The organism is Polaribacter sp. PL03, assembly GCF_033875165.1.
Classification (GTDB): Bacteria; Bacteroidota; Bacteroidia; order Flavobacteriales; family Flavobacteriaceae; genus Polaribacter.
This window is the reverse complement of sequence record NZ_JAWZSV010000002.1, coordinates 448,631-473,442: the sequence shown is the minus strand read 5'-3', so window position 1 is coordinate 473,442 and position 24,812 is coordinate 448,631. Positions and strand designations below refer to the sequence as shown.

At 28.6% G+C, this 24,812-nt stretch carries 24 protein-coding genes; 12 read left to right on the top strand and 12 right to left on the bottom strand.

Annotated elements, in window-relative coordinates:
- Positions 1-34: 34 nt before the first annotated feature.
- Positions 35-811, bottom strand: coding sequence for a class I SAM-dependent methyltransferase (locus SHK09_RS05460; RefSeq protein ID WP_319809767.1), 777 nt, complete (start codon positions 809-811; stop codon positions 35-37).
- Positions 812-900: 89 nt separating this feature from the next.
- Between SHK09_RS05460 and SHK09_RS05455 the strand changes: the two genes are divergently transcribed.
- From SHK09_RS05455 to SHK09_RS05445, 3 genes are read left to right on the top strand one after another with little or no spacing between them, the layout of a single operon-like run.
- Positions 901-1,701 (top strand): polysaccharide biosynthesis/export family protein, encoded by an 801-nt coding sequence (locus tag SHK09_RS05455; RefSeq protein ID WP_319809766.1) that lies wholly within the window; start codon positions 901-903, stop codon positions 1,699-1,701.
- A 5-nt stretch (positions 1,702-1,706) separates the two neighbouring features.
- Positions 1,707-4,166 carry a polysaccharide biosynthesis tyrosine autokinase gene (locus SHK09_RS05450; protein WP_319809765.1) on the top strand — a complete coding sequence of 820 codons (2,460 nt, stop codon included), beginning with the start codon at positions 1,707-1,709 and terminating at the stop codon, positions 4,164-4,166.
- Between the two features lie 10 nt (positions 4,167-4,176).
- The gene (locus SHK09_RS05445; RefSeq protein ID WP_319809764.1) at positions 4,177-4,686 is read left to right on the top strand and encodes a DinB family protein; all 510 of its coding nucleotides are present in this window, start codon (positions 4,177-4,179) and stop codon (positions 4,684-4,686) included.
- Positions 4,687-4,761: 75 nt separating this feature from the next.
- Here the strand turns inward: SHK09_RS05445 and SHK09_RS05440 are convergent, their stop codons facing one another.
- Both SHK09_RS05440 and fumC read right to left on the bottom strand, forming a co-directional pair.
- The gene (locus tag SHK09_RS05440; RefSeq protein WP_319809903.1) at positions 4,762-5,235 is read right to left on the bottom strand and encodes a nucleoside deaminase; all 474 of its coding nucleotides are present in this window, start codon (positions 5,233-5,235) and stop codon (positions 4,762-4,764) included.
- 88 nt (positions 5,236-5,323) lie between these two features.
- Entirely contained in the window at positions 5,324-6,721 is a 1,398-nt protein-coding gene (gene fumC, locus SHK09_RS05435; RefSeq protein ID WP_319809763.1) for a class II fumarate hydratase, read from the bottom strand.
- 160 nt (positions 6,722-6,881) lie between these two features.
- Here fumC and SHK09_RS05430 point away from each other — a divergent pair, with 160 nt between their 5' ends.
- On the top strand, positions 6,882-7,055 hold the full coding sequence (locus SHK09_RS05430; RefSeq protein ID WP_189663090.1) for a hypothetical protein: 174 nt from the start codon (positions 6,882-6,884) through the stop codon (positions 7,053-7,055).
- Positions 7,056-7,234: 179 nt separating this feature from the next.
- On the opposite strand, the gene SHK09_RS05425 is transcribed toward SHK09_RS05430, so the two are convergent.
- The 3 genes from SHK09_RS05425 to prfB form a co-directional block, all read right to left on the bottom strand.
- The gene (locus SHK09_RS05425) at positions 7,235-9,646 is read right to left on the bottom strand and encodes a TonB-dependent receptor domain-containing protein (protein WP_319809762.1); all 2,412 of its coding nucleotides are present in this window, start codon (positions 9,644-9,646) and stop codon (positions 7,235-7,237) included.
- Between the two features lie 147 nt (positions 9,647-9,793).
- On the bottom strand, positions 9,794-10,135 hold the full coding sequence (arsC, locus tag SHK09_RS05420; RefSeq protein ID WP_319809761.1) for an arsenate reductase (glutaredoxin): 342 nt from the start codon (positions 10,133-10,135) through the stop codon (positions 9,794-9,796).
- Positions 10,136-10,275: 140 nt separating this feature from the next.
- Positions 10,276-11,370: a peptide chain release factor 2 gene (gene prfB / locus SHK09_RS05415; protein ID WP_319809760.1), complete on the bottom strand. Its 1,095-nt coding sequence runs from the start codon at positions 11,368-11,370 to the stop codon at positions 10,276-10,278.
- 87 nt (positions 11,371-11,457) lie between these two features.
- Between prfB and SHK09_RS05410 the strand changes: the two genes are divergently transcribed.
- Positions 11,458-13,872 (top strand): zinc-dependent metalloprotease, encoded by a 2,415-nt coding sequence (locus SHK09_RS05410; protein WP_319809759.1) that lies wholly within the window; start codon positions 11,458-11,460, stop codon positions 13,870-13,872.
- Here the strand turns inward: SHK09_RS05410 and SHK09_RS05405 are convergent, their stop codons facing one another.
- Positions 13,873-14,052: a hypothetical protein gene (locus SHK09_RS05405; RefSeq protein ID WP_319809758.1), complete on the bottom strand. Its 180-nt coding sequence runs from the start codon at positions 14,050-14,052 to the stop codon at positions 13,873-13,875.
- 19 nt (positions 14,053-14,071) lie between these two features.
- On the opposite strand from SHK09_RS05405, the gene SHK09_RS05400 reads away from it, so the two are divergent.
- Complete coding sequence (locus tag SHK09_RS05400; RefSeq protein ID WP_319809757.1) at positions 14,072-15,091, top strand: GntG family PLP-dependent aldolase; 1,020 nt, start codon at positions 14,072-14,074, stop codon at positions 15,089-15,091.
- Here SHK09_RS05400 and SHK09_RS05395 read toward each other — a convergent pair.
- Genes SHK09_RS05395 through SHK09_RS05385 form a run of 3 tightly spaced genes read right to left on the bottom strand, consistent with a single transcriptional unit; the run spans position 15,088 to position 16,691 of the window.
- Entirely contained in the window at positions 15,088-15,567 is a 480-nt protein-coding gene (locus SHK09_RS05395; protein ID WP_319809756.1) for a hypothetical protein, read from the bottom strand. The two genes, SHK09_RS05400 and SHK09_RS05395, sit on opposite strands and share 4 nt — an antisense overlap.
- A gap of 12 nt (positions 15,568-15,579) precedes the next feature.
- Complete coding sequence (locus SHK09_RS05390) at positions 15,580-16,194, bottom strand: hypothetical protein (protein WP_319809755.1); 615 nt, start codon at positions 16,192-16,194, stop codon at positions 15,580-15,582.
- 2 nt (positions 16,195-16,196) lie between these two features.
- The gene (locus SHK09_RS05385; protein ID WP_319809754.1) at positions 16,197-16,691 is read right to left on the bottom strand and encodes an RNA polymerase sigma factor; all 495 of its coding nucleotides are present in this window, start codon (positions 16,689-16,691) and stop codon (positions 16,197-16,199) included.
- Positions 16,692-16,809: 118 nt separating this feature from the next.
- Here SHK09_RS05385 and SHK09_RS05380 point away from each other — a divergent pair, with 118 nt between their 5' ends.
- The 6 genes from SHK09_RS05380 to SHK09_RS05355 all read left to right on the top strand — a co-directional run bounded on the left by SHK09_RS05380 (position 16,810) and on the right by SHK09_RS05355 (position 22,277).
- Positions 16,810-17,703 carry a MerR family transcriptional regulator gene (locus tag SHK09_RS05380; RefSeq protein ID WP_319809753.1) on the top strand — a complete coding sequence of 298 codons (894 nt, stop codon included), beginning with the start codon at positions 16,810-16,812 and terminating at the stop codon, positions 17,701-17,703.
- Positions 17,704-17,766: 63 nt separating this feature from the next.
- Positions 17,767-19,233, top strand: coding sequence for a phytoene desaturase family protein (locus SHK09_RS05375; RefSeq protein WP_319809752.1), 1,467 nt, complete (start codon positions 17,767-17,769; stop codon positions 19,231-19,233).
- 1 nt (position 19,234) lies between these two features.
- A complete protein-coding gene (locus SHK09_RS05370; protein ID WP_319809751.1) occupies positions 19,235-20,077 on the top strand; it encodes a phytoene/squalene synthase family protein in 843 nt (280 codons plus the stop codon).
- Positions 20,077-20,526 (top strand): sterol desaturase family protein, encoded by a 450-nt coding sequence (locus SHK09_RS05365; protein WP_319809750.1) that lies wholly within the window; start codon positions 20,077-20,079, stop codon positions 20,524-20,526. Before SHK09_RS05370 ends, SHK09_RS05365 begins: the two co-directional genes overlap by 1 nt.
- Before the next feature lie 359 nt (positions 20,527-20,885).
- A complete protein-coding gene (locus tag SHK09_RS05360; RefSeq protein ID WP_319809749.1) occupies positions 20,886-21,674 on the top strand; it encodes a metallophosphoesterase in 789 nt (262 codons plus the stop codon).
- Between the two features lie 6 nt (positions 21,675-21,680).
- Positions 21,681-22,277 (top strand): hypothetical protein, encoded by a 597-nt coding sequence (locus SHK09_RS05355; RefSeq protein ID WP_319809748.1) that lies wholly within the window; start codon positions 21,681-21,683, stop codon positions 22,275-22,277.
- Between the two features lie 87 nt (positions 22,278-22,364).
- Here SHK09_RS05355 and argH read toward each other — a convergent pair whose 3' ends face one another.
- Entirely contained in the window at positions 22,365-23,642 is a 1,278-nt protein-coding gene (gene argH / locus SHK09_RS05350; protein WP_319809747.1) for an argininosuccinate lyase, read from the bottom strand.
- A gap of 101 nt (positions 23,643-23,743) precedes the next feature.
- Positions 23,744-24,811, bottom strand: coding sequence for a M20 family metallo-hydrolase (locus SHK09_RS05345; RefSeq protein ID WP_319809746.1), 1,068 nt, complete (start codon positions 24,809-24,811; stop codon positions 23,744-23,746).
- Between the last annotated feature and the right edge of the window lies 1 nt (position 24,812).

The window sequence follows — 24,812 nt, the reverse complement described above, 5'->3', positions numbered from 1 at the left end:
ATCAAAGTTACAAAGTTTATTTTCTAATAAATAGTTAAACTCTAATCTTAAAATGTTCTTTTGCTTGTTCTTTTCTAAAGAAAACAATACCGAAGTAAAAAAGATCTATTGTTACAGTAACTTTTGTGTGGTTTTTTATAGTTTCCCAAGAATCTTGCATTTCTTTGTTCCAATAAATATCATCAAAAATGAAAAAAGAATTATTATGTACTTTTTTTATGCATTCTTCAAAATAATTTAAAGTTGCTTTTTTTGTATGATTTCCGTCAAAATAAATACAATCGAATTCTTCGTTTTGTGTTACAGTTGAAAGTGTTTTTGAAAAATCGCCAGTTATTATTTTTGTTGTAGTAAAATTATTTTTGTCAAATAACTCTTGTGCGACTTTGCTAGTTTCTGGGCAGCCTTCTAAAGTTAGTATTTTAGCACTGTTGTTTCCTGTTTTAATAGCAGAAGTTCCTAAACCTAGAGAAGTGCCAATTTCTAGAATTTTTTTTGGTTTAAAATAAGCTATAATTTTAATTAATAAAGTAGCTTTTTTATTAGATATCCCTGCAACCTTAACAATTTTAGATACTTTACGGTTATTGCTTTTAAAAATTTTAGAACCTGCACCAAAATCTGTGACTTTTATCTCTTTTTTGTTGTCTAATAGTTGTTGTTTAATATTTAGGAAGTTTTTCCATAAATTTTTGTCTGTTTTTTTATAAAAACATTTTGTAATAAGTAAGTAAACAAAAGGAGAATGTACCCCATGTTGATTGCTTGCTTTTGATAAAAATTGAAGATATTTTCTTTGTTGATATAACATTTTATATAAATGAAAAACGAAAATAAAATAAAATTATAGCTTTACACTTATAAAAAGTATATTTGTGGTTATTGTCTTTAAAAATAAAAATGAAAAAATACATAGTTTTACTCATATTAATAGGTTCTTTAAGCTCTTGTGTCTCTAATAAAGAACTAACATATCTTCAAGGAAAGCCTACTTCTAGTTCAGAAATTAAAAGAATTAATAACATTCCTTATAAATTACAAATCGATGATATTTTAAATATTACGATTACTTCTAAAAATAAAGAAATTGTAGAAGTTTTTCAAAAAGGAAATTTAAATAATTCTACTGCAGGAAGTAGTGGTGGAGGGCAAGGTAGTAACCAAGGTTATTTTTCTGATTATAGTATTGATAATTATGGTAACATTAGGGTACCTACTTTAGGTGAAATGAATGTTTTAGGTTATACAGAGGTTGAAGTTAGAAAAAAAATAGAAAGTAAACTAAGAGAAGAATATATTAAAAGTGATGAGAGTTTATTTATTTCTGTAAAATTATCTGGAATTAGATATACTATTATTGGCGAAATTAACCAACCAGGAACTAATATTATATATCAAAATAGAGTTTCTATTATAGACGCTGTTGCTAATTCTGGTGATATGACAGATGTAGGTAATAGGCAATCTGTAGAAATAGTAAGACGTACAGTAAATGGAACAGAAAAATTTGTGGTTGATTTAACTAATATAGATGTTTTAAACTCTGAAGTTTTTTATATAAAACCTAATGATATTATAAATATAAAACCATTAAAAGAGAAATCCTGGGGAACAGGAAAAACAGGTTTACAAAGTTTATCTACTATTGTTTCTCTATTTACATTAATTACGTCTACTATAATCTTAGCTAGAAATTTATAAAAGTTATGAATAATCAAACAAAAGGTGTACAAGGTTCTGGTGCTGGTAATATAGATGTTAAAGATTATATTTATAAGGTTTTAGCTTACTGGAAACTTTTTTTAGTAACTATTATAATAGGACTTATTGTAGCTAAGTTTATGAATGGCTACATGAAGAAAGTGTTTAGTTTAAATACTACAATTTCTGTTAAAGAAGAGAATAATCCGTTATTTTCTACAGGAACTAATATTGCTTTTAATTGGGGAGGCTCAAGTGACGAGTTAGAAACTGTTAAGGTAATTTTGAATTCTAGGTCTCATAACGAAATTGTTGTAAAAAGACTAAATTTTTATATTAATTACCTTCAAGAAGGTAGGTTTAGAATAGAAGATAAATATGGTTACACACCATTTATAGTAAAATTAAATACTACTAAACCTCAATTATATAATAAACTAATTACTATTGAAATTACAAGAGAAGATACTTTTAAGTTATCTTATGATTATAACGAATTAGGTAGTAATTCTGTAATTAATTACGATTTAAATACAATTACCAATTTACCTTCAAATGATTTAAGTTTTTCTAAAGACTATAAAGTTGGAGAAACGATAGATACCCCTTTTTTAAATTTTAAAATAAAGCAGGTAAGTCCTTTTAAAGTAGGAGAAAAATATTTTATTCGATTTGCTAATTTTGATGGAACAGTTGGCGCTAATAAAGGTATTAGCGTAAGTAGTATAACAAATGCAGCCTCTATGCTAAGACTTTCTATGCAAGGTGGTAATAAAAAAAGGTTAGTAGACTATTTAAACGCTACAGTAAAAGTTTTAGATTCTGTTAAAAAAATACAGAAAATAGAATATGCTGTAAAAACACAAGCATACATAGATACTTTGTTTATTGCAGAAGAGCAAAAGCTTAGAAGCTTAGAGCAAGGTTTAGGAAATTATAGAGAGAGTAATAATATTTTTGATTTATCTTCTCAAGGATCAGAAATTTTTGGAGAAACAATTGCTCTTGAAAAGGAGAAGATTGAATTGCAAAGTTATGCCGATTATCTAAAAAACTTAAAAAGTTATATTAGAACTAATAATAGTTATAATAGAGATAATTTAGTTCCTGCAACTCTTCAAATTCAAGATCCTAAAGTTGCAGAATTAATTAATAACTTAGTTGTAAAATCTAGTGCTAGAGAAAGTTTAAGAGGTTTAGTGAAAGATAATCACCCTCAAATTAAAAATTTATCTAGAGAGATAGAAATTATTAAAAATAATTTACAAGAAAATATACTGTCACTTCAAAGGGTTAATAATAGTAGACTTCAAAAGTTAAATAAAAGTTTATCGCTCTACAATTCGAAAAAGAAAAAATTACCAAAAAAAGAACAAGGGTTAATTTCTTTTCAAAGAGATTATGAATTGTCTGAAGCAAATTATAGTTATTTAAAACAAAAAAGATATGAAGCAGGTACAGCAATTGCTGCCAATGTTTCTGACGTTAAAATAATTGATACCGCGAAAGATTTAGGACAAGGACCAAATTACCCTTTACCTAGTTTTAATTATTTAGTAGCAATAATGTTGGGTGCTATACTTCCTCTTTTCTACATTATAATTAAAGAACTTTTAGATAATAAAGTACATACTGCAGAAGAAATACAAAATAATTATGCAATACCTGTTTTAGGTGTTGTTGGTAAAAATACAGGAAAAAATAATTTAGCAGTTTTTGAAAGACCAAAATCTTCTGTAGCAGAATCTTTTAGAGCTTTAAGATCTAATATTCAATTCTTATTTAAAAACGCAAGTAGTGATGATTCTAAAACATTAATTTTAACTTCTTCTGTAAGTGGAGAAGGTAAAACAATGGTTTCTATTAACATGGCAACTGTTTTTGCTTTAAGTGGAAAGAAAACGGTTTTATTAGGTTTAGATTTAAGAAAACCGAAAATTTACGATGATTTTGATTTACCAAATGATATTGGAATTGTAAATTATTTAATAAAGCAGAAAACATTAAAAGAGGTAATTACACCAACCAAAATACCAAATTTAGATTTAATTCTATCAGGACCAATACCACCCAATCCATCTGAATTGTTATTAGGCAATTCTGCAGAAGAAATGATAAAGCAGTTAAAAAAGGACTATGATTATGTAATTATAGATACGCCACCAGTTGGTTTAGTTTCAGATGCTTTAGAATTGTTTAAATATGCAGATGCAGTTGTTTATGTAGTTCGTCAAAATTATACAGAAAAAGGTATGATGAGAATGATTGACGATAAATACAAAAACAAAGAAGTAACGAATATAAGTTATGTCTTAAATGATTTCTCTGTTAAGAGTAAATACGGTTATGGTTATGGTTACGGCTATGGTTATGGTTACGGAAAATATGGTTATGGTTATCATGAGAACGAAGAGTCTGAAACTTTTTTCTCTAAATTATTTGGTTTTTTAAAGCCTAAAAAATAAAATTATTTATATGATTTCAAAAACAGAATATGCTCCTTATTTCGAGCAATACATACAATTAGTTTCAGTTGAAGAAAAATCTATTACAGAAAATTTAGATAGTTCTCAAAAAGAATTTGAAAGTATATTAAAAGACGTGCCTAAAGAAAAACATAGTTTTTCTTATGCAGAAGGTAAATGGACTTTAAAAGAAGTAATTCAGCATATTATAGATACAGAAAGAGTTTTTTGTTATAGAGCTTTAAGTTTTGCTAGAAATGATAAAACATCTTTACCAGGAATGGATCAAGATTTTTATGTAGAAAATGACAATGCAAATCAAAGAGATTATAATGATTTAATAGAAGAAATGTCTGCTTTAAGAAAATCTACAATACAATTATATAAAAGTTTTTCTGATGAAGCTTTGTTAAGAATTGGTATTGCATCAAATAATGAAATGTCTGTTAGAGCCTTAGGTTATTTATCATCAGGACATCAAAAACATCATTTAAATATTATAAGAGAACGTTATTTATAGACTGACTGTTCTTTCTAATGTAAAAGTTTATATAATAAAAAATCCGAAGTTTTAACTTCGGATTTTTTTTATGATTTAATATTCAGTTTTATCTTCTTTTTCAGACCATTTCTGAAAAGGTTCTAAGGCAATTTCCCTTCCTATTTGCTCAAAAGGAATACTTCTTTCTTCATAAGGAAGCGGAATTTCTTTGTAAATAAATTCATCGTCAAAACCAATATTTGCAGCATCTTGTTGATTGCTTCCGTAGTAAACCTTATCTGGTCTAGCCCAATAAATTGCACCTAAACACATAGGACAAGGCTCGCAAGAAGTATACACAATACAACCGTCTAATTGAAAAGAACCAATGTTTTTACAAGCATCTCTAATTGCTGTAACTTCTGCATGTGCTGTTGGGTCATTTGTAGAAGTAACTTTGTTATTTCCACGACCAATTATTTTACCGTCTTTTACAACAATACACCCAAATGGCCCACCTTCATTATTACTCATTCCTTTTAAAGCAGCTTTTACTGCTTCACTCATAAATTCTTCGTGATTTGTCATCTTCATTATCTATTATTATGATTATTTATTTTAGCTAAAAAAAAGCTGTAAAGTTAATTACAGCTTTTTAAATATTGTAATTTTTAATCTATTTTAAACCTCCAGTCATTTCTTCTGGTTTTACCCATTCGTCATACTGTTCTGGTGTAACGTATCCTAAACGAACAGCTTCAACTTTTAGAGTTGTACCATTTGCATGTGCTGTGTTTGCAATTTCTGCAGCTTTATAATATCCTATTTTAGTATTTAAAGCAGTAACTAGCATTAAAGAGTTATTAACTAATTCTGTAATTCTAGAATGATTTGGTTCTATACCTGCAGCACAATGCTCTTCAAAAGAAGAACAAGCATCTCCTATTAATTGAGCAGATTGCAAAACGTTTGCAGCCATCATAGGTTTAAAAACATTTAACTCGTAATGCCCTTGTGTTCCACCAACGGTTACAGCAACATCGTTACCCATAACTTGTGCACAAACCATTGTCATAGCTTCTGCTTGAGTTGGGTTTACTTTACCTGGCATAATAGAACTTCCTGGTTCATTTGCAGGAATAATAATTTCTCCAATTCCAGATCTTGGTCCAGAAGACATCATTCTAATATCATTTGCAATTTTATTTAAAGAAACTGCAACTTGTTTTAAAGCACCATGCGTTTCTACTAAAGCATCGTGTGCTGCTAAAGCTTCAAACTTATTTTCTGCAGTAATAAAAGGTAAACCTGTAAATTCTGCAATATATTTAGCAACTAAAACATCATAACCAGCTGGAGTATTTAAACCTGTACCTACTGCCGTTCCTCCTAAAGCTAACTGACTTAAATGTGCCAATGTATTTTCTAATGCTTTTAAACCAAAGTCTAATTGAGCTACATAACCAGAAAATTCTTGACCTAAAGTAAGTGGAGTAGCATCCATTAAATGTGTTCTACCAATTTTTACTACATCTTTAAATGCAATAGCTTTGTCATTTAAAGTGTTTCTTAATTTTATAATTCCAGGAATTGTGTTTTCTTTTATCTTTTTATAGATAGCAATATGCATTCCTGTAGGAAATGTATCGTTAGATGATTGAGATTTGTTAACATCATCGTTTGGTTGAATTGTCTTTTCACCTTCACCAATTACCTTACCAGCAATTTCGTGAGCTCTATTTGCTACAACTTCATTCACATTCATATTAGATTGTGTACCAGAACCTGTTTGCCATATAACTAAAGGAAATTGATCATCTAATTTTCCAGCAAGAATTTCTTCACAAACTTGTGCAATTAAATCTCTTTTTTCTGTTGCTAAAACACCTAATTCTGCATTTGTAAAAGCTGCTGCTTTTTTTAAATACGCAAAACCATATACAATTTCTAGTGGCATAGAAGCTGCAGCACCAATTTTAAAGTTGTTGCGAGAACGTTCTGTTTGCGCTCCCCAATATTTATCTGCAGGAACTTCAATATTCCCCATTGTGTCTTTTTCAATTCTATATTTCATAATAAAAGATTGTAATTTTAAGATGCACAAATTTACAAAAAACTATGTAGAATCGTTATTAACTATGAATATAAAATAGTCTCGAAAAACTTTGCATTTAGATAGTAAAATTTGAAAATATATCTTATTTTTGCAACTATAATTAATTAAAGATATTAAAATGTTAGATTTTTCTCAATTTTCAGGATTGGTTTTATTCATGTTTATTTTTACAGCTGGTTTCTGGTTGTTAATATTCTTATTAACATTTGTAGTTCCTTATTGGATTGGTGGAACTATTTGGGAAAATATGAAATTAAAAAAAGAAGCTAAGAAAGCTGCTGAAGGGAAGTAGTAATTCTCTATAAAATATATAACAAAAAACTCGTTCAAGTAATTGAACGAGTTTTTGTGCTTTAAAATCTGTTTTAAAAATAATTTATACTCTAAGTTAAAAGCAATTCTTAGTTTTTCTGTTTGAAAAAAAAAGCGAGTATTTAAACCCGCTTTAATTATTGTATACCTTAGATTACTTTAAAAATCGCCATCTCCATTGTCTTCTCTTTCTCCAGAACTTCTTTTCTCTTGATTTTTCTTTTGATTAAACCTGTAAGAAAAAGTTAAAGATACTTGTCTCATTCTTCTCTGAAAAGTCTGGTCTGTAATATTTGTTGGGTTTTCTCTACTAGGAGCGTAGCTTGTAAATTGATATTTTCTTGAGTTAAAAAGATCACTAACATTAAAAACTAAAGTTCCTTTGTCTTTTAAAATATCTTTACTAAAGGCTAAGTTTAAAGAAAGAATACCTTCTACATCACTTTGTGCATCACTTTTTGGACCTCTATAAAAAAGTCTTGTTTGAGATTGAATATTCCAAGGAAGTGTAACCTTTGCATCGAAACGGGTAAACCAAGAATTATTATTTGTATCGAAATTTTGTGTTATTGGTGTAACCACATTTGTGGTTGGGTCTGTAATATTGTAGGTGTATTCTCCTGCTGTTTCAAATTGATAAAAATTAAAACTACCAGAAAACTTTACTTTTCTACTTGCATTATAATTAGCAGTAAATTCAAAACCAGCTCTATCTTCAGATGATAAATTAATAGGTTGTCTTACTAAAACATTGGTTTCTTTGCCATTAACAAGTCTAACTTCTTGGCTATTAACTCTTGCAATGTTGTTGGTAGAGTGTTGGTAATAAATAGATGAGTTTAATGTTAACTTTCCCCATCTATTAAGATATCCTAAATCGAAAGAGTTTGTATATGTTGGGTCTAAATTTACGTTTCCTTTAGAAATAATAGTTTCACTTGCTCTGTTTTCAAACGGATTTAAATATCTAGAACTTGGTCTTCTTAATCTTCTACTATATCCTAAAGTAAAACTTTGATCTTCTGTTAATTCATAACCAAAATTTACTGTAGGAAATAAATCTGTATAGTTCTTGTTATAGTTTTCGTTTGTGTTTAATAGTCTAATATCTATAGAAGTAATTTCTGCTCTAAGACCTACTAAGTATGAAAACTTGTTAATTTTATTTCCAAATTGTGTGTAAAAAGCATTTACATTCTGAGTAAATTCTAAATTGTTAGAAGGATTATACCTATCATCTAAATTAGGTGCAATTACATTATAGCTTGATGTTAAATCTTGAAAACTACCACGATAACCAGCTTCAAATTGTGCGCTTTTTCCAATAGGTAAAACATAATCTACTTGCAATAAGTTGTCTAAAGAAAGTTCTTTTGTAGTATTTGTTTCTGGGTTTACATCTGTAATAATTGCAGATTCGTTTTCTTTATTTGCACTATGTTGAAGGTCTAATGTAAGTTTATGACCGTTTTCATTAAAGTTATTTACATAATTTAAAGAAAACTGTAATGTTTGGTCAACTTCACTTTCATCTTGTATACGTTTAGAATTATACAAGTTATTATCTAAAGCATCAAAAGAGCTAATACTATTTGTAGAAATATCTTGGCCATCAGAATCTCTAACAAAGATAGTTCCTGTAATAGAGCTTTTCTTATTTAAGAAATACTCTAAACCAATGTTGGCGTTAAAACCGCTATTGTTTCTATTATTATCTCTGTTTTCTATTCTTGTACTATCTATACTACCGTTAGATAAATAAGTAATATTAGAATTATATAATCCTGGGCCACCTCTGTCGCTATAACCAAAATTAGAAAATAGATTTATTTTTTCTGAACGTAAGTTTAAGTTTAAACCACCTTGAAAGTTTTTAGGATCTCCTGCAGTTACATTAACAGAACCGTTAAAACCAGTAGCTTTTCCTTTTCTTAAAATAATGTTTAGAATACCTGCGGTACCTTCAGAATCATATCTAGCAGAAGGAGATGTAATTACTTCTATTCTTTCTATTGCGTCTGATGGTAATTGCTTTAATGCATCTGCGCCAGATAAACCAACTAGTGCAGAAGGTTTACCATCAATTAAAATTCTAACATTCTCACTTCCTCTTAAACTAACAACTCCTTCTGGGTCTACATCTACAGAAGGTACATTGTCTAAAACATCTGATGCAGAACCACCTTTTAACGTCATGTCTTTACCAACATTGTAAATCTTTTTATCTAAACGGATGTCTACTGTAGATTTCTCTGCAACAATTACAATTTCATTTAAACTATTTGTGTCTTCGGCTAATTTAACTGTACCTAAATTTTTATTAGAAGAAATAGTTTCTGCAGGATATTTTATAGATTTAAAAGAAATAAACTCGATACTAATTTGATATGTTGCTTTTGGTAATGAAATTAAAAATAGACCATTAAGATCTGTAATACCCCCAGAAACCTTTTCTGTTTCTGTATTTTTTATAATAATTGTAGCGTATTCTAAAGGTTGGTTGCTATTGGCGTCTATAACCTTACCAGAGATTTTAATATTGTTTGTACTGTTTGGTTTTTGCGAAAACAAGGTTGTTATTGTAAATAAACAACAAATAAGGAATGTAATTTTTTTTGTCAAAACTGAGTTGGTTTTTAGCTTTAGACCACAAAGTTCTTTTTTAGTTTAATTACAGATAGTTAAAAAAAAGTTAAAGAAAGACTAAAAAAAAGAACACTAAATAATAGTTGAAATGTTTTCTGGTGGTCTTCCTATAACTGCTTTATTATTGTTGATAACGATTGGACGTTCTATTAACTTCGGATTTTCTAGCATTGCTTTAATAATATCATCGTCAGACAATTCTTTTCCTTTATAATTTTCTTTCCAAACTTTTTCTGTTTTTCTAATTAATTGAATAGGAGTGATGCCTAATAATTTGATGATTTCTTTCAGTTCTTTTTCTGATGGTATTTCTTCTAAATACTTAACTATTTTAAATTCTTTTTTAGAGTTTTCTAAAATTTCTAATCCTTGTCTAGATTTAGAACAACGTGGGTTGTGGTATATTTTTATCATGCTTTATGTTTTTAATTTTACTATTTGTTTGCAAACAAGTTTAGCCCTGATTGTAATGGCATCCTTTTTGTTTTTCACAAAAAGATATAATGGAAAGCAGGAAATAGCTACTAATTATGCTGTTTTAATAAGTGTTAAAATTAATCGCTTTTTTGCCCGTTTAACATTAAATAAGATTTTAAAAACGGGTCTATATCTCCGTTCATTACATTGTCTACATTACCCGTTTCGTGAGCTGTTCTAACGTCTTTTACTAGTTTATAAGGATGCATTACGTAATTTCTTATCTGGCTTCCCCATTCTGTTTTTAACTTACCAGATTCAATTTCGTCTCTTGTTGCTTGTTGCTTCTGCAATTCAATTTCATATAATTGCGATTTTAGCATTTTCATTGCAGTTGCTCTATTATCGTGCTGAGAACGCGAGTTAGAACAAGAAATCTGAATTCCGGTTGGTTTGTGTGTTAACTGAACTTTCGTTTCAACTTTATTTACATTTTGCCCACCAGCACCACTAGAACGCGCGGTTACAATTTCTATATCTGCAGGGTTTATTTCTATTTCTATAGAATCATCTGCAACAGGAAAAACGTATACAGAGCCAAAGGTTGTGTGTCTTTTGCCGTTAGAATCGAATGGCGAAATACGTACCAACCTGTGTACGCCATTTTCTCCTTTTAGCCAACCAAAGGCATAATCGCCTTCTATTTCTATGGTTATTGTTTTAATACCAGCAACATCACCCGCTTGGTAATTAAGCGTTTTTAGTTTAAAACCATGCTTTTCTGCCCACATAGTGTACATTCTAGAGAGCATTTCTACCCAATCGCAACTTTCTGTACCTCCAGCGCCTGCGTTAATTTGTACGGTTGCAGATAAAGAATCTCCTTCTTCAGAAAGCATATTTCTAAACTCTAAATCTTCTAAAAAAGTACTTGCATTTTCAAATTGCTCTATAACTTCTGCTTCTTCAACTTCACCTTCTTTATAAAAGTCATATAAAATATTTACGTCTTCGTTTAAAGTGATTGTTTTATTATAATCTTCTACCCATTTTTTCTTAAAACGCAGTTCTTTCATGAAAATTTCTGCAGATTTTGGGTCGTTCCAAAAATTAGGATCTACCGTTTTCTCTTCTTCATTGGCAATTTCAATCAGTTTTTTATCAATCTCTAAATAAGATTTTAACTTATCTATTCTTGTAGCAATATCTTTAAGTTGGTCTTGTGTAATCATAAGTTGAACAAAAATAAATGAAATTTTAAGATTTCTCGTTTTAAAAACTGATAGTTATTGTATAGATTTATAGAAAATTTACTAAACATGAAGAAAACACTACTTATTCTACTTTTTATTACAATATCTGTTGATGGATTTTCACAGTTTTTTACTGAGAAAGTAGGAACTAAATTACAAAAAGGAATTACTAAGTATGACGGTTATATTCCGTTTTATTATGATATTACTTCAGATAAAATATTTATTCAAATAGATAATTTAAATACAGAGTTTCTTTATGCTCGCTCACTTTCTGAAGGAATAGGTTCTAATGATATTGGTTTAGATAGAGGGCAATTAGGCGGTGGCGTAGTTGTTTACTTTAAAAAAGCTGGGAATAAATTATTATTGATTCAGCCAAACCAAGATTATAGAGCAATAACAGATAATAAAGAAGAAAAACAATCTGTTAAAGAAGCGTTTGCAAAATCTGTATTACATGGTTTTATTATTAAAGAACAAAAAAATGGTAGTTTTTTAGTAGATGCTACTTCGTTTTTTATGAGAGATGCACATGGTGTTGCTAAAACTTTGGCTAGAAATAATCAAGGAAATTATAGTTTAGATAAAAGTAAGTCTGCTTTTAATTTAGAAAGAACAAAAGCATTTCCTAAAAATGTAGAATTCGATGTTTTATTAACTTTTAAAGGTTCTCCTAAAGGATATAACATAAGAAGTGTAACACCAGATGCTAGTTTGGTTACTGTAAATCAGCATCATTCTTTTGTAGAGTTACCAGATAATAAGTACAAACCAAGAAAATTCGATCCACGTTCTGGTGGTTATGCTATGTCTTATTTAGATTATGCGACCCCAGTTAATGAATCTATAACAAAACGATTTATTTACAGACATCGTTTAGAAAAGAAAAATCCAAATGCTTTAATTTCTGAAGCAAAAGAGCCAATTATTTATTATTTAGATAGAGGAACGCCAGAACCGGTTCGTTCTGCTTTATTAGAAGGAGGAAGTTGGTGGAACCAAGCTTTTGAAGCTATTGGTTATAAAGATGCATTTCAGATGAAAATGTTGCCAGAAGGAGCAGATCCTTTAGATATTCGTTACAATATGGTACAATGGGTACACAGATCTACGCGTGGTTGGAGTTATGGAGGAAGTATTTCTGACCCAAGAACTGGTGAGATTTTAAAAGGTCATGTAAGTTTAGGAAGTTTAAGAATTCGTCAAGATTTTTTAATAGCACAAGCTTTGCAAGCACCTTATAAAAACAATTCTGTAGAAGATGATTTTGCTTTACAAATGGCAATTGCAAGAATTAGACAACTATCTGCTCATGAAATAGGACATACTTTAGGTTTTGCACATAACTTTGCTGCCAGTACTAATGGTAGAGCTTCTGTGATGGATTATCCGCATCCTAAATTTACTTTAAAAGGTGATAAAATTGATTTTTCTAATGCTTATGATACTAAGATAGGAGCTTGGGACAAAGTAATTGTGGCTTATTTTTATCAGAACTTTAATGAAGATGAAGATAATAATCTAAATAAAATTTTAGAAGATGCAACTTCAAACGGATTAAAGTATTTATCTGACCAAGATGCAAGGTCTCAAGGAAGTGCAAGTGCTTCTGCACATTTATGGGATAATGGAGGTAATATTTATGACGAGTTGTATAACGTTCTTAAAATTAGAAAAAAGGCTATTACTAATTTTTCTACAGATAATATTAAAACAAATCAACCGTATTCTGTTTTAGAAGATGTTTTTGTACCGTTGTATTTTTTCCATAGGTTTCAAACAGAAGCAACTGTAAAATTAATTGGAGGTTTAGATTATTCTTATGCCGTTAAAGGCGATAACCAAACTATTGTAAAAAGAGTTTCTGGTACAACAGAAAGAATAGCTTTACAAGCAATTTTAAAAACAATTGCTGTAGATGAAATTGCAATTCCTAGAGAAAAGTTAGCATTATTTCCACCAAGAGCAATTGGTTTTGGTAGAACTAGAGAATCTTTTAAAAGTGATTTAGGAGCAGAGTTTGATGCTTTTGGTGCTGTTGAAACCGCCTCTGAAATGACATTGAATTTGTTATTGAATCCGCAAAGAACATCAAGATTAATAGCACATAAAAGTTTAAATAAAAACCAATTAGGTTTGGTCGAATTAATTGATGAATTGGTTTCTAAAACCATTAAAAAAACGCATAAAGATTCTTATTATCAAGAATTACAAAACGTAATAAATACAGCTGTTTTAGAGCAATTATTTTATTTGGCTGCTTATAAAAATCAGTATAAACAAGTAAACGCAATTGTATTCTTTAAATTAGAAGAAATCAAATCAATTTTAAAGAATAAAAATGCTGTAGGAATTCAGAAGATTTACGATAATTCTATGATTAAAATGATTGATAGTTTTGTGAAAAATCCTATTTCATTTAAAAAATCGAAAGCACCAAAAATTCCAGATGGTTCTCCAATAGGAAGTGGTTATTAATTATTTCTTGAATAAACCTTTAAAAATGTTAATTAAATAAGGAAAAGAGCTTTCATAATCTTCTTTTTGTTTGTCTAAATTCCCAGAATAATCGTGTTCTGTATGATTTACTTTTTTGAAGAAATAAACAAATAACACAATTATAAAAATTATTAGAAATAAGCCTAAAAGTGTTTCCATAATTAAAAATATAAAATAAATGATAATAGACCTAATTTCAGATACGGTAACAAAACCAACACCAGAAATGTTGAATGCAATGATGACAGCAAAGGTTGGTGATGATGTTTTTAAAATGGATCCTACAACAAATGAACTTCAAGAAAAAGCTGCAAAATTATTTGGAATGGAAGATGCATTATTTTTTCCTTCTGGAACCATGGCAAATCAAACTGCCATTAAATTACATACGCAACCTGGAGATAAATTAATTTGCGATAAATATGCACACGTTTATAATTATGAAGGCGGAGGAGCAGCATTTAACTCTGGTGTTACTTGTAAGTTAATTGATGGAAATAGAGGCATGTTTACTGCACAACAGCTAGAAGAAGCCATCCTAGAAGGTTTTGGTATTCATACACCATTTGCTAGTTTAGTTTGTATAGAAAATACCACAAATAAAGGAGGAGGAGCGTGTTGGGATTTTTCTGAATTAGAAAAATTGCAGAAAATATCGAAAGAAAATAATTTAGCATTTCATTTAGATGGCGCTCGTTTATTTAATGCCTTAGTAGCAAAAAATGAATCTGCAAAGCAATATGGCGAGTTGTTTGATACTATTTCTATTTGTTTGTCTAAAGGTTTAGGCGCACCAATTGGATCTATTTTACTTGGTTCTAAAGAGCATATTGCAAAAGCACTAAGAATTAGAAAGCTGCTTGGTGGTGCAATGAGACAGGTTGGGTTTTTAGCTGCTGCAGGTATTTATGCATTAAACAATCATATAGATAGATTAGCAGAAGATCATAAAAAAGCCAAAGAAATAGGAGCCGTTTTAGAGGCCGTAACTTATGTTACAAAAGTAGAAACCATAGAAACAAATATTGTTATTTTCTATGTTGATGCAAAAATAGGTGCAGATAATTTTATTGAAAAAATGAAACAAAAAAACATTCTATTAACTCCAATGGGACAAGGAAGAATTAGAATAGTTACACATTTAGATTATACAGATGAAATGCATAAAATTCTTTTAAAAGAGTTAAACCTTTTTTAGAAATAGAAACGTACAACAGGTGAAATTGGCGAACCAAAAACACTTTTTTTAGAGTCATATAAAACATCATAACGAACACCAACCGCAAATCTACCTTGGTTGTATGCAACTCCTAGATGTAAAGCAGGAAAGTTGGTGTTTATTGTACCAAATTGATCTTTTTGGTTCGCAAAATTATAATCAAATTCACCAGAAAGCTGAATACCTAATTTTGTTTGATACAAAGAAATGATACTTGCGCCATAAACACTGGTAGAGAAATCGTTAATTTCTGAATACAAGTAACTTAAACCTGTTCCTAAAGAAAAACCATTATCGAAGTTGTAAATAGCACTTGGTGAAATACCAATAGTAGTTTGACTTCCAAAACCTAAAGTAAAACCACCTCCATATTGTACATGGCTCCAAAAATCTGATTTCTGAGAAAATGAAACCAATGAAAAACTTAGAAAAATAAATAGTATAACTTTTTTCATAAAAATGTGTATTTAATTTACGTTGTCTAATTTAGCCAATTCTTTGTAGTTCTTTTTTAATTTTCTTAATAAAAAACCATACAGTAATCTGTAAAATAACCAAAAGACAACAAGTATTACCGTAATTAATAGAAGTATAAGTAAACAGAATAATAAAATTTGTTTTACACTTAAGTCTTCGAAGTTTACATTTATTTCAGCAAACATTATAATTATAGAAATTATTGCTGTGTAGGCCAAGTTAAATATAACGTAACTACGAACTGTTTTTCTTGTCTTAATAATTTTTTTCATTAAAACTCTAGTAGAGTCAGACGTTGATATTTTTTTATAATTTAAATAGAACTTCACTAAAAAGTATAAAATTATAACATAAAATATAGTTTGTGAAACGTAAATAAAATTTTCTAATCCTAATTTTTTATACTCCTGCAATGCTTCTTTAGCATCAATAAAAAGGTATAAAGAATTTAAAACTACAAATTCTAAAATACCAATAATAAATATCCATTTTACAATAGATATCGATCTCGATTGCGCTAATTTATATATTTCTACAGCAGAAAATTTATCTTCCTCTTCCGGTTGATTTTTCCAAGCTTTTTTATAGTTGTCTAATAAATCCATATTTATGGGTTTAAGATATTTTTTAATTTCTCTTTGGCTCTATTCATTTTTACTCTTGCATTTACACTAGTTATACCTAGTGTTTCCGATATTTCTTTATAAGGTTTGTCTTCCAGATATAAGAAAATGAGCGCTTTTTCTATGTCATTTAACAGATGTATTGCTTTGTAAAGTGATTTTAATTGCAATTCTTCTGTATCGTCATAATCTGTAGCTTTAATTTTAAATTGAACATCACTAAAATCTTGTGTTTTTACTCTTCTTGTCGATTTTCTATATAGTGATATTGCGGTATTTAAAGCCACTCTATACATCCATGTACTAAACTTAGAATCTCCCCTAAACTTTGGGTAGTTTTTCCAAACTTGTATGGTTATTTCTTGAAACAAATCGTTATGAGCATCTTTATTTGTAGTGTAAATTCTACAAATTTTATGTGCAATATTTTGGTTTGTTTCAAAGTCTAATAAAAATTTAGCTTCTAAATCTTTTTGCACTTTGTAAATAGGTTAGTTACTTATTAGTACGGTAAATGTATAAAATGTTACAATTATTATAAAAAATAATTTTTTGATGTTAAAATAATTATATTTGTTGAATAATAAATTATAAACATTGAACAATATTAAGCAAGATTTCACGATTAAAGACCTTGAAAATATTTCAGGAATTAAAGCCCATACAATTCGTATATGGGAAAAAAGGTATAATTTATTAGAACCACAAAGAACAGAAACAAATATTAGATATTACTCAAATCAAAATTTACAAAAATTATTAAATGTAGTTTTATTAAGTAAAAACAATTTTAAGATTTCTAAAATTGCAAAAATGTCTGATGAAGATATTATACTGCAATCTAGAGAGGTTGCTTTTGCTACTGGTATAAAAGATGATGCAATTAATGCTCTTAAATTATCGATGTTACAGTTTAATAAAACGTTATTTAATGAGACTTATAATAAATTGATAGAAATAAAAACTTTTAAAGAAGTTTTTAAAGAGGTCTTAATTCCTTTTCTAAACCACATTGGTTTACTTTGGCAAACAGATACTTTACTACCTGCTCATGAGCATTTTATATCTAATTTAATAGCGCAGAAAATACATATAAATACAGCAGATTTAGAACGTAAAAATAAAGACTTTAACAAAACGTATGTTTTATTTTTACCAGAAAATGAAATTCATGAACTTGGGTTATTGTATTTAAATTATGAACTTGTTTTAAAAGGAAATAAAACAATTTATTTAGGTCAAAACTTACCTTTAGACAATTTAAATTATTTTTTTGAGAACAAGAGTGAACTTACCTTTGTAACCTCTTTAACGGTGCAGCCTTATGATGATAAAATAGAAAGTTACTTTAATGAGATAGAAAGCATCTTAGAAAAATCTAAACATCAATTTATAGCTATTGGTAAAAAGACTTCTTTGATAAAAAATAATGATTATAAATTTAATATTTCTTTTTTTGACACTATAACAGATGTGTTAAAAGTGATATAAAATTTTTTATCATAAAGATTTTGTTTAGTTTTTTTATATATTTGTTAAACAATTAAAAAATTAATGAAAAAAGACATTCATATTATTGGTTCTGGTTTTTCTGCTTTGGCAGCATCTTGTTATTTAGCAAAACAAGGTTATAATGTTCATGTATTAGAAAAAAATGATACGTTAGGTGGAAGAGCAAGACAATATAAAAAAGAAGGATTTACGTTTGATCTTGGTCCGTCTTGGTATTGGATGCCAGATGTATTCGAACGTTTTTTTGCCGATTTTGGAAAAAAACCTTCAGATTATTACACATTAGATAAGCTAAGTCCTGGTTATGAAGTTTATTTTGGTGAAAATTCGTCATTAAAAATTTCTGAGAACTTAGAAGACATTTATAAAATGTTCGAAGCAGAAGAAAAAGGAAGTGCTAAACATTTGAAAACGTTTTTAGATTCTGCAAAATCTAATTACGAAACAGCAATTCTAGATTTAGTTTATAAGCCTGGTATTTCTCCTTTAGAATTAGTTACAACAACTACTATTGCAAGGGTTACCCAATTTTTCTCTACCATAAGAAATCAAGTTAGAAAAAATATTAAAAGCAGTAAATTAATTAAAATTTTAGAGTTTCCTGTTTTATTTTTAGGAGCTAAACCAAGTAATACACCTGCTTTTTATAATTTTATGAATTATGCAGATTTTGGTTTAGGAACTTGGCATCCAAGAGGAGGAATGTATAAAGTTATCGAAGGTATGGTTTCTTTAGCGACACATTTGGGTGTAAAATTTGAAGTAAATGCGAACGTAGAAAAAATTATTACAGACAACAATAATAACGTTTCTGGTTTATTAGTGAATGGAAAAGAAATTAAAACAAATTTAGTTTTAAGTGGCGCAGACTATCATCATACAGAGACTTTACTAAATGAAAACCTAAGGCAATATTCAGAGAAATTTTGGAACAAGAAGACTTTTGCACCATCATCTCTATTATTTTATGTTGGTTTTGATAAGAAAATAGAAAATGTAAGTCATCATACTTTATTTTTTGATACAGATTTCGATTTGCATGCAGAAGAAATTTACGATAAACCTAAATGGCCTACAGATCCTTTATTTTATGCAAATTTTACTTCTATGACAGATAAAACTTCTGCACCAGAAGGTAAAGAGGCTGGTTTCTTTTTAATTCCTTTAGCACCAGGAATTGAAGATACAGAAGCATTAAGAGAAGCATATTTTCATAAAATTTTAGATAGATTCGAGAAATTAACAAACCAAGAGGTTAAAAAACACGTATTATTTAGTAGATCATTTTGTGTAAATGATTTTAAAGAAGAATATAACTCTTATAAAGGTAATGCATACGGAATGGCAAATACTCTTTTACAAACGGCTTTTTTAAGACCAAAAATTAAAAGTACTAAAGTAAATAATTTGTATTTTACGGGCCAATTAACAGTTCCTGGTCCAGGAGTTCCACCAGCATTAATTTCTGGTAAAATAGCATCAGAGTTAATTATTAAAAATCAAAAATAATATGAAAGAACTATTTGATAGTGTTTCTAATGATTGTAGTAAGTTGGTTACTAAAAAATATAGCACTTCGTTCTCTATGGCAGTAAAAATGTTATCGCCAACAATTAGAACAGATATTTATAATATTTATGGTTTTGTTCGTTTTGCAGATGAAATTGTAGATACTTTTCATGATTATAATAAAGAACAATTAATGGAACATTTTGAAAGAGATTATTATCTTTCAAAAGAGCAAGGTATTAGTTTAAATCCTATTTTAAACTCTTTTCAGCAAACGGTAAATAAGTATCAAATACCAGATGAAATGGTACAAGCTTTCTTAAAAAGTATGAAAGCAGATTTACACAAAACAGAATACCAAACCAAAGAAGAATATGATGCTTACATTTATGGTTCTGCAGATGTTGTTGGTTTAATGTGTTTAAAAGTTTTTGTAAATGGAGATAATGAAAAGTATGAAGAGTTAAAAGATGCTGCTATGCGTTTAGGATCTGCTTTTCAAAAAGTAAATTTTTTACGTGATTTAAAAGATGATTTTGAAGTTTTAAATCGTTCTTATTTTCCTAATATAGATTTAGGAAAATTAGATGCTGCTTCTAAGCAAATTATTATCGATGAAATTGAAGCAGATTTTGATTATGCTTATATACACGGTATTTTAAAATTACCTGTTGAAGCAAAATTTGGAGTTTATACAGCATTTAGATATTATAGAAGATTGCTTAAAAAACTTAAAATGGTTCCTTCAGAACAAATTATGGATTCTAGAGTTAGAATCTCTAATCCTATGAAGATAAATTTATTAGCAAGAAGTTACGTGAAGTATAAATTAAATATTATTTAATGATTTTACCATTTATAACATTAGCAGTTTTTTTATTAATGGAATGTGTTACTTGGTTAACACACAAGTATGTAATGCACGGTTTTGGCTGGTTTTTACATGAAGACCACCACAAACCAAAATATAGTGGCTTCGAAAAAAACGATGCTTTCTTTGTTGTTTTTGCAATACCAAGCATTGCCTTGTTTTATTTTGGTACATATACAGAGCACACATATTTATTTTTTATAGGTCTAGGTATTTTGTTTTATGGTATTGCTTATTTCTTAGTTCATGATATTTTAATTCACCAAAGATTTAAGTGGTTTAAAAATACGAATAATAATTATTTAAGAGGTTTAAGAAAAGCACACAAGATTCATCATAAAAATATGGGGAAAGAGGAAAGTGAATGTTTTGGAATGTTGTTTGTTCCTTTAAAATATTTTAAACAACCTAAATTGAAATAATCAATTTAAGATTCAATAAAAAAAAAGCAGCTATTTTCTAAATAGCTGTTTTTTTATGATTTTTTTTTCTACAATATTTATAAAAGTATTTTTAGTTTTTCACAAAGTATTCGCATAATAACGATGTTAGTGTTATTATTTAATCTTTCTTTTAAAGAACTTTTACTCTTTATAATTTATCGATAATATTTAGCTATTAAAGGTAATAATACAATATTTAATATTGACTATAACTGTGCCTTTAAGTCTATGGAATCAACATTAATTTTGCTTTATTTTATATAATTGTAAGGTCATATTTTTTTATCGTCTATACAATCAATAAATTTGTTCTAACTTAAAAAATAGAGATAAAATAAATGAAAATATTAAAAATTATAGCATTAATTGCTATTACATTAACCTTTACAAATTGCGATCATTTATTTGAGTTTAGCGTTTATGAAGCAAATGTAAAACCAGGACAAAAAAATACTACTGCAAAAAATTTAAAATTATTAGAAGATATTAAAGCTGAATCTCAAGATTTTAAATTCGCCTTTATTACAGATGTTCATTACTTTTATGATGATCTTAAAGCAGTAATAGACGATATTAATAAAAGAGACGATGTTTTATTTGTAATTTTTGGAGGCGATATTGCAGATCAAGCATTATTAAAAGAGTATGATATTTTTCATGAGATTATGACAAAACTGAAGAAACCATACTTTACCGTTATTGGAAACCATGATTATAACTCGAACGGAGCTTTTATCTACAAACAAATGTTTGGTGATTATAATTACTCTTTCGAATTTAATAATAACAAGTTTGTTCTTTTTGATAATATATATTTAGAAAGTGATGAAGAACCAGATTTTGATTGGCTATCATCTGAGTTAAGTGATAACAGTAAATTTAATCAAGTATTTTCTTTTGCTCATATTCCTCCTATAAGTGATGATATTACACCAGAAATGCAAGAAACATATAAATCTACAATGATTGATAATAATGTTTCGCTTTCGGTACATGGTCATACTCACACTTATTCTTATGAACAAGGTGATGTTAGTTATTTAACAATACCTGCTCTTAAAGATACTGCTTATGGTATAATAAGTGTACAGAACAATGCTTTTAATGTTGAACTTATTGAATTGTAAATAGAAATGAAGATTAAATATATTTTAATAGTACCCATAATAGTATTGTTTTTTATAAACACTCATGCACAAGAATCTAGTGTAGTGAAAACTAAATCTTGGTACGTTCCAGATTACGTAAAAGCTCAATTTGCAGGTAACATAGGTCTTCTTTCTGTTGGTGCTGGTTATCATGTTTTTAATGATGTATTATATACAGAGTTATTATACGGTTTTGTACCAAAATCAATTTCTAAAGCAGAGAATATTCACTTAATTACTATAAAAAACACATTTCCTATTTATAGAAAAAAAATAGGAAAGAACTTAACAATAACACCAATAGCAGGTTTTGCAGCAACTTTAGATATTGGTACAACTACTTTTACAACGCTTCCAAGTAAATTTCCTGACGGGTATTATGTTCCTACTGCTTTTCATGCGACTCTTTTTGGTGGAGTTATGGTGCATAAAGATTTTATTAAAGCTAAAATTTTTAAAGGAGCAGATTTTTATATAGAATTTGGTACTGTAGAGTCTTATTTATGGTATGCAATTACATCTAAAGAAGTTAGTTTAAATAATATTTTTAGTGCAGATATTGGTGTGAATTTTTATTTTTAATAAAGAGTAAAGTTTCATTAAATAAAAAGCCTTGTTTACAAATAGTAAACAAGGCCTTTTATTTTAATATTCTTAGTAGAACAGTTCTTAGTTTTTTGGATATTTCTCTTTAATTTTATCTAAAGATAAATTATGAATACTACCCACATGAGAATGTTGTTTTCCTAAATCTGGTTTATAAGTTCCTGCTTGTACTTGACCACCAATTTGTTGATATGCTTCTCTAAAAGACATTCCTTCCACTACTAAATTGTTAATGCTATCTACTGTAAATAAGTATTGATATTTTTCATCATTCAAATCGATATCTTTTACAATTACTTGCTGAATAGAGTAGTTAAAGATGTCTAAAATATCTTTAACATCTTCAAAAGCTGCAATAATATTTTCTTTTAATAATTGATAATCTCTGTGATAACCTGTTGGTAAGTTATTTGTAATCATTACCATTTCTGTATGTAAAGCCTGAATTTTATTACATTTTCCACGGATTAATTCAAAAACATCAGGATTTTTCTTGTGCGGCATAATGCTACTTCCTGTTGTTAATTCATCTGGAAAAGAAATAAAATTAAAATTCTGACTCATATACAAACAAACATCCATTGCAAAACGAGACATGGTGTTACACAATCCGCCTAAAGCAGATGCTATAGAACGCTCACTTTTTCCTCTACTTAATTGTGCAGCAACCACATTGTATTTTAACGTAGCAAAATCTAATTCTTTGGTTGTTAATTCTCTGTCTATCGGAAAAGAAGAACCATAACCAGCAGCAGAACCTAAAGGATTTTGATCTACAATTTTAGCAACTGCATTTAACATATATACATCATCAATTAATAATTCTGCGTATGCAGAAAACCATAACCCGAATGAAGATGGCATTGCAACCTGTAAATGTGTATAACCGGGTAATAAACTTTCTTTGTGTGTTTCTGCTAAGCCTAAAAGTGTATCAAATAAGGTCTTCGTTTTATCATTTATAATGGCTAAGTTCTCTTTATAATATAATTGAAGAGCTACTAAAACTTGATCATTTCTAGAACGAGCTGTGTGAATTTTCTTACCAACCTCACCTAATTTATTTGTTAATTCCCATTCAATTTTAGAATGAACATCTTCAAAAGAAGCTTCTATAACAAATGTACCGTTTTCAATATCTTCAGCTAATTCTTGCAAGCCTCTTTTTAAATCTTTTAGTTCATCAGCAGTAATAATACCAATAGATTCTAGCATTATTGCGTGTGCTAAAGAAGCCTGAATATCATATTTTGCAATATGTATATCAATTTCTCTATCATTACCAACGGTAAATTTTTCTATTTGTTGATCTATTGAAAATCCTTTATCCCAAAGTTTCATATTTTTAAATTTTATTTTTAAAATCTAGAATTAAAACCAAATTAGTCAGTCTTAATAATTTTCTCTTCTTGCGCCTTAATTCTTGTTTCTATTTATATTCTCTATTTAATTACTCTATTCAGCAACTCAACATAAATTTGTATTCCTTCTTCAATTTCAGCTAAGTAAATAAATTCATTAGCAGAATGTGAACGTGTACTATCTCCAGGGCCTAATTTTAAAGATTGACAAGTTAATACAGATTGATCAGATAATGTAGGAGAACCATACGTTTCTCTTCCCATAGCAATACCTGCTTTTACCAAATCGTGCTCTGTTGATATTGATGACGAATTTAAGCGTAAACTTCTTGGTGTTATGGAGGTACAAGGAGATTCTTTTTGTAAAATGTCTGCAATTTCTTGATTAGAATATGCATCATTTACACGAACATCCACTACCAAATCTACATGTGCAGGTACAACATTATGTTGAGAACCAGCAGAAATTTGAGTAACCGTCATTTTTACATCACCTAAAGCAATAGAAGGTTTATCAAATTTAAAATCTTTAAACCATTGTAAAACTTCAATAGTGTTGTAAATGGAATTGTTATTATTTGGGTGTGCAGCATGACTTGGAGTTCCTGCTACTACGGCATCAAAAACTACTAAACCTTTTTCTGCAACCGCTAAATTCATTAAAGTTGGTTCACCAACAATAGCCACATCAATATGAGGTATAATTGCTAACATACTATTTAATCCATCCGGACCCGAATTTTCTTCTTCTGCAGAAGCTACAATAACGATGTTGTATTTTAAGTTTTCTTGTGCGTAGAAATTAGTAAAAGTTGCTATTAAAGAAACTAAACAACCACCAGCATCATTAGAACCTAAACCGTATAATTTACCGTCTTCTACAAATGCTTTTAAAGGATCGTTTGTGTATGCCGAATTAGGATACACAGTATCATGATGAGAGTTTAGCAATAAGGTAGGTTTGCTTTCATCAAAATATTTGTTAGTTGCCCAAATATTATTTTTAGTTCTTTTAAAAGGTATTTTATTTTCTATAAACCATCCTTCAATAAGTTTGGCTGTGTTTTCTTCTTCTGTAGAAAATGATTGAGTTTCAATCAAATTTTTTAAAAGAGAAATTGCGTTTTCTGTTAATTTTTCGATCATCATT

Excerpts from the sequence above, each read along its gene's own strand:
- SHK09_RS05460 (WP_319809767.1), bottom strand. The coding sequence starts at position 811 with ATGTTATATCAACAAAGAAAATATCTTCAATTTTTATCAAAAGCAAGC.
- SHK09_RS05355 (WP_319809748.1), top strand. The coding sequence starts at position 21,681 with ATGAAGATTAAATATATTTTAATAGTACCCATAATAGTATTGTTTTTT.
- fumC (WP_319809763.1), bottom strand. The coding sequence starts at position 6,721 with ATGAAATATAGAATTGAAAAAGACACAATGGGGAATATTGAAGTTCCT.
- SHK09_RS05390 (WP_319809755.1), bottom strand. The coding sequence starts at position 16,194 with ATGGATTTATTAGACAACTATAAAAAAGCTTGGAAAAATCAACCGGAA.
- SHK09_RS05395 (WP_319809756.1), bottom strand. The coding sequence starts at position 15,567 with ATGAAAAAAGTTATACTATTTATTTTTCTAAGTTTTTCATTGGTTTCA.
- SHK09_RS05410 (WP_319809759.1), top strand. The coding sequence starts at position 11,458 with ATGAAGAAAACACTACTTATTCTACTTTTTATTACAATATCTGTTGAT.
- SHK09_RS05375 (WP_319809752.1), top strand. The coding sequence starts at position 17,767 with ATGAAAAAAGACATTCATATTATTGGTTCTGGTTTTTCTGCTTTGGCA.
- SHK09_RS05400 (WP_319809757.1), top strand. The coding sequence starts at position 14,072 with ATGATAATAGACCTAATTTCAGATACGGTAACAAAACCAACACCAGAA.
- SHK09_RS05370 (WP_319809751.1), top strand. The coding sequence starts at position 19,235 with ATGAAAGAACTATTTGATAGTGTTTCTAATGATTGTAGTAAGTTGGTT.
- SHK09_RS05365 (WP_319809750.1), top strand. The coding sequence starts at position 20,077 with ATGATTTTACCATTTATAACATTAGCAGTTTTTTTATTAATGGAATGT.
- SHK09_RS05440 (WP_319809903.1), bottom strand. The coding sequence starts at position 5,235 with ATGACAAATCACGAAGAATTTATGAGTGAAGCAGTAAAAGCTGCTTTA.
- SHK09_RS05360 (WP_319809749.1), top strand. The coding sequence starts at position 20,886 with ATGAAAATATTAAAAATTATAGCATTAATTGCTATTACATTAACCTTT.
- SHK09_RS05450 (WP_319809765.1), top strand. The coding sequence starts at position 1,707 with ATGAATAATCAAACAAAAGGTGTACAAGGTTCTGGTGCTGGTAATATA.
- SHK09_RS05345 (WP_319809746.1), bottom strand. The coding sequence starts at position 24,811 with ATGATGATCGAAAAATTAACAGAAAACGCAATTTCTCTTTTAAAAAAT.
- prfB (WP_319809760.1), bottom strand. The coding sequence starts at position 11,370 with ATGATTACACAAGACCAACTTAAAGATATTGCTACAAGAATAGATAAG.
- SHK09_RS05430 (WP_189663090.1), top strand. The coding sequence starts at position 6,882 with ATGTTAGATTTTTCTCAATTTTCAGGATTGGTTTTATTCATGTTTATT.
- SHK09_RS05445 (WP_319809764.1), top strand. The coding sequence starts at position 4,177 with ATGATTTCAAAAACAGAATATGCTCCTTATTTCGAGCAATACATACAA.
- arsC (WP_319809761.1), bottom strand. The coding sequence starts at position 10,135 with ATGATAAAAATATACCACAACCCACGTTGTTCTAAATCTAGACAAGGA.
- SHK09_RS05405 (WP_319809758.1), bottom strand. The coding sequence starts at position 14,052 with ATGGAAACACTTTTAGGCTTATTTCTAATAATTTTTATAATTGTGTTA.
- SHK09_RS05455 (WP_319809766.1), top strand. The coding sequence starts at position 901 with ATGAAAAAATACATAGTTTTACTCATATTAATAGGTTCTTTAAGCTCT.
- argH (WP_319809747.1), bottom strand. The coding sequence starts at position 23,642 with ATGAAACTTTGGGATAAAGGATTTTCAATAGATCAACAAATAGAAAAA.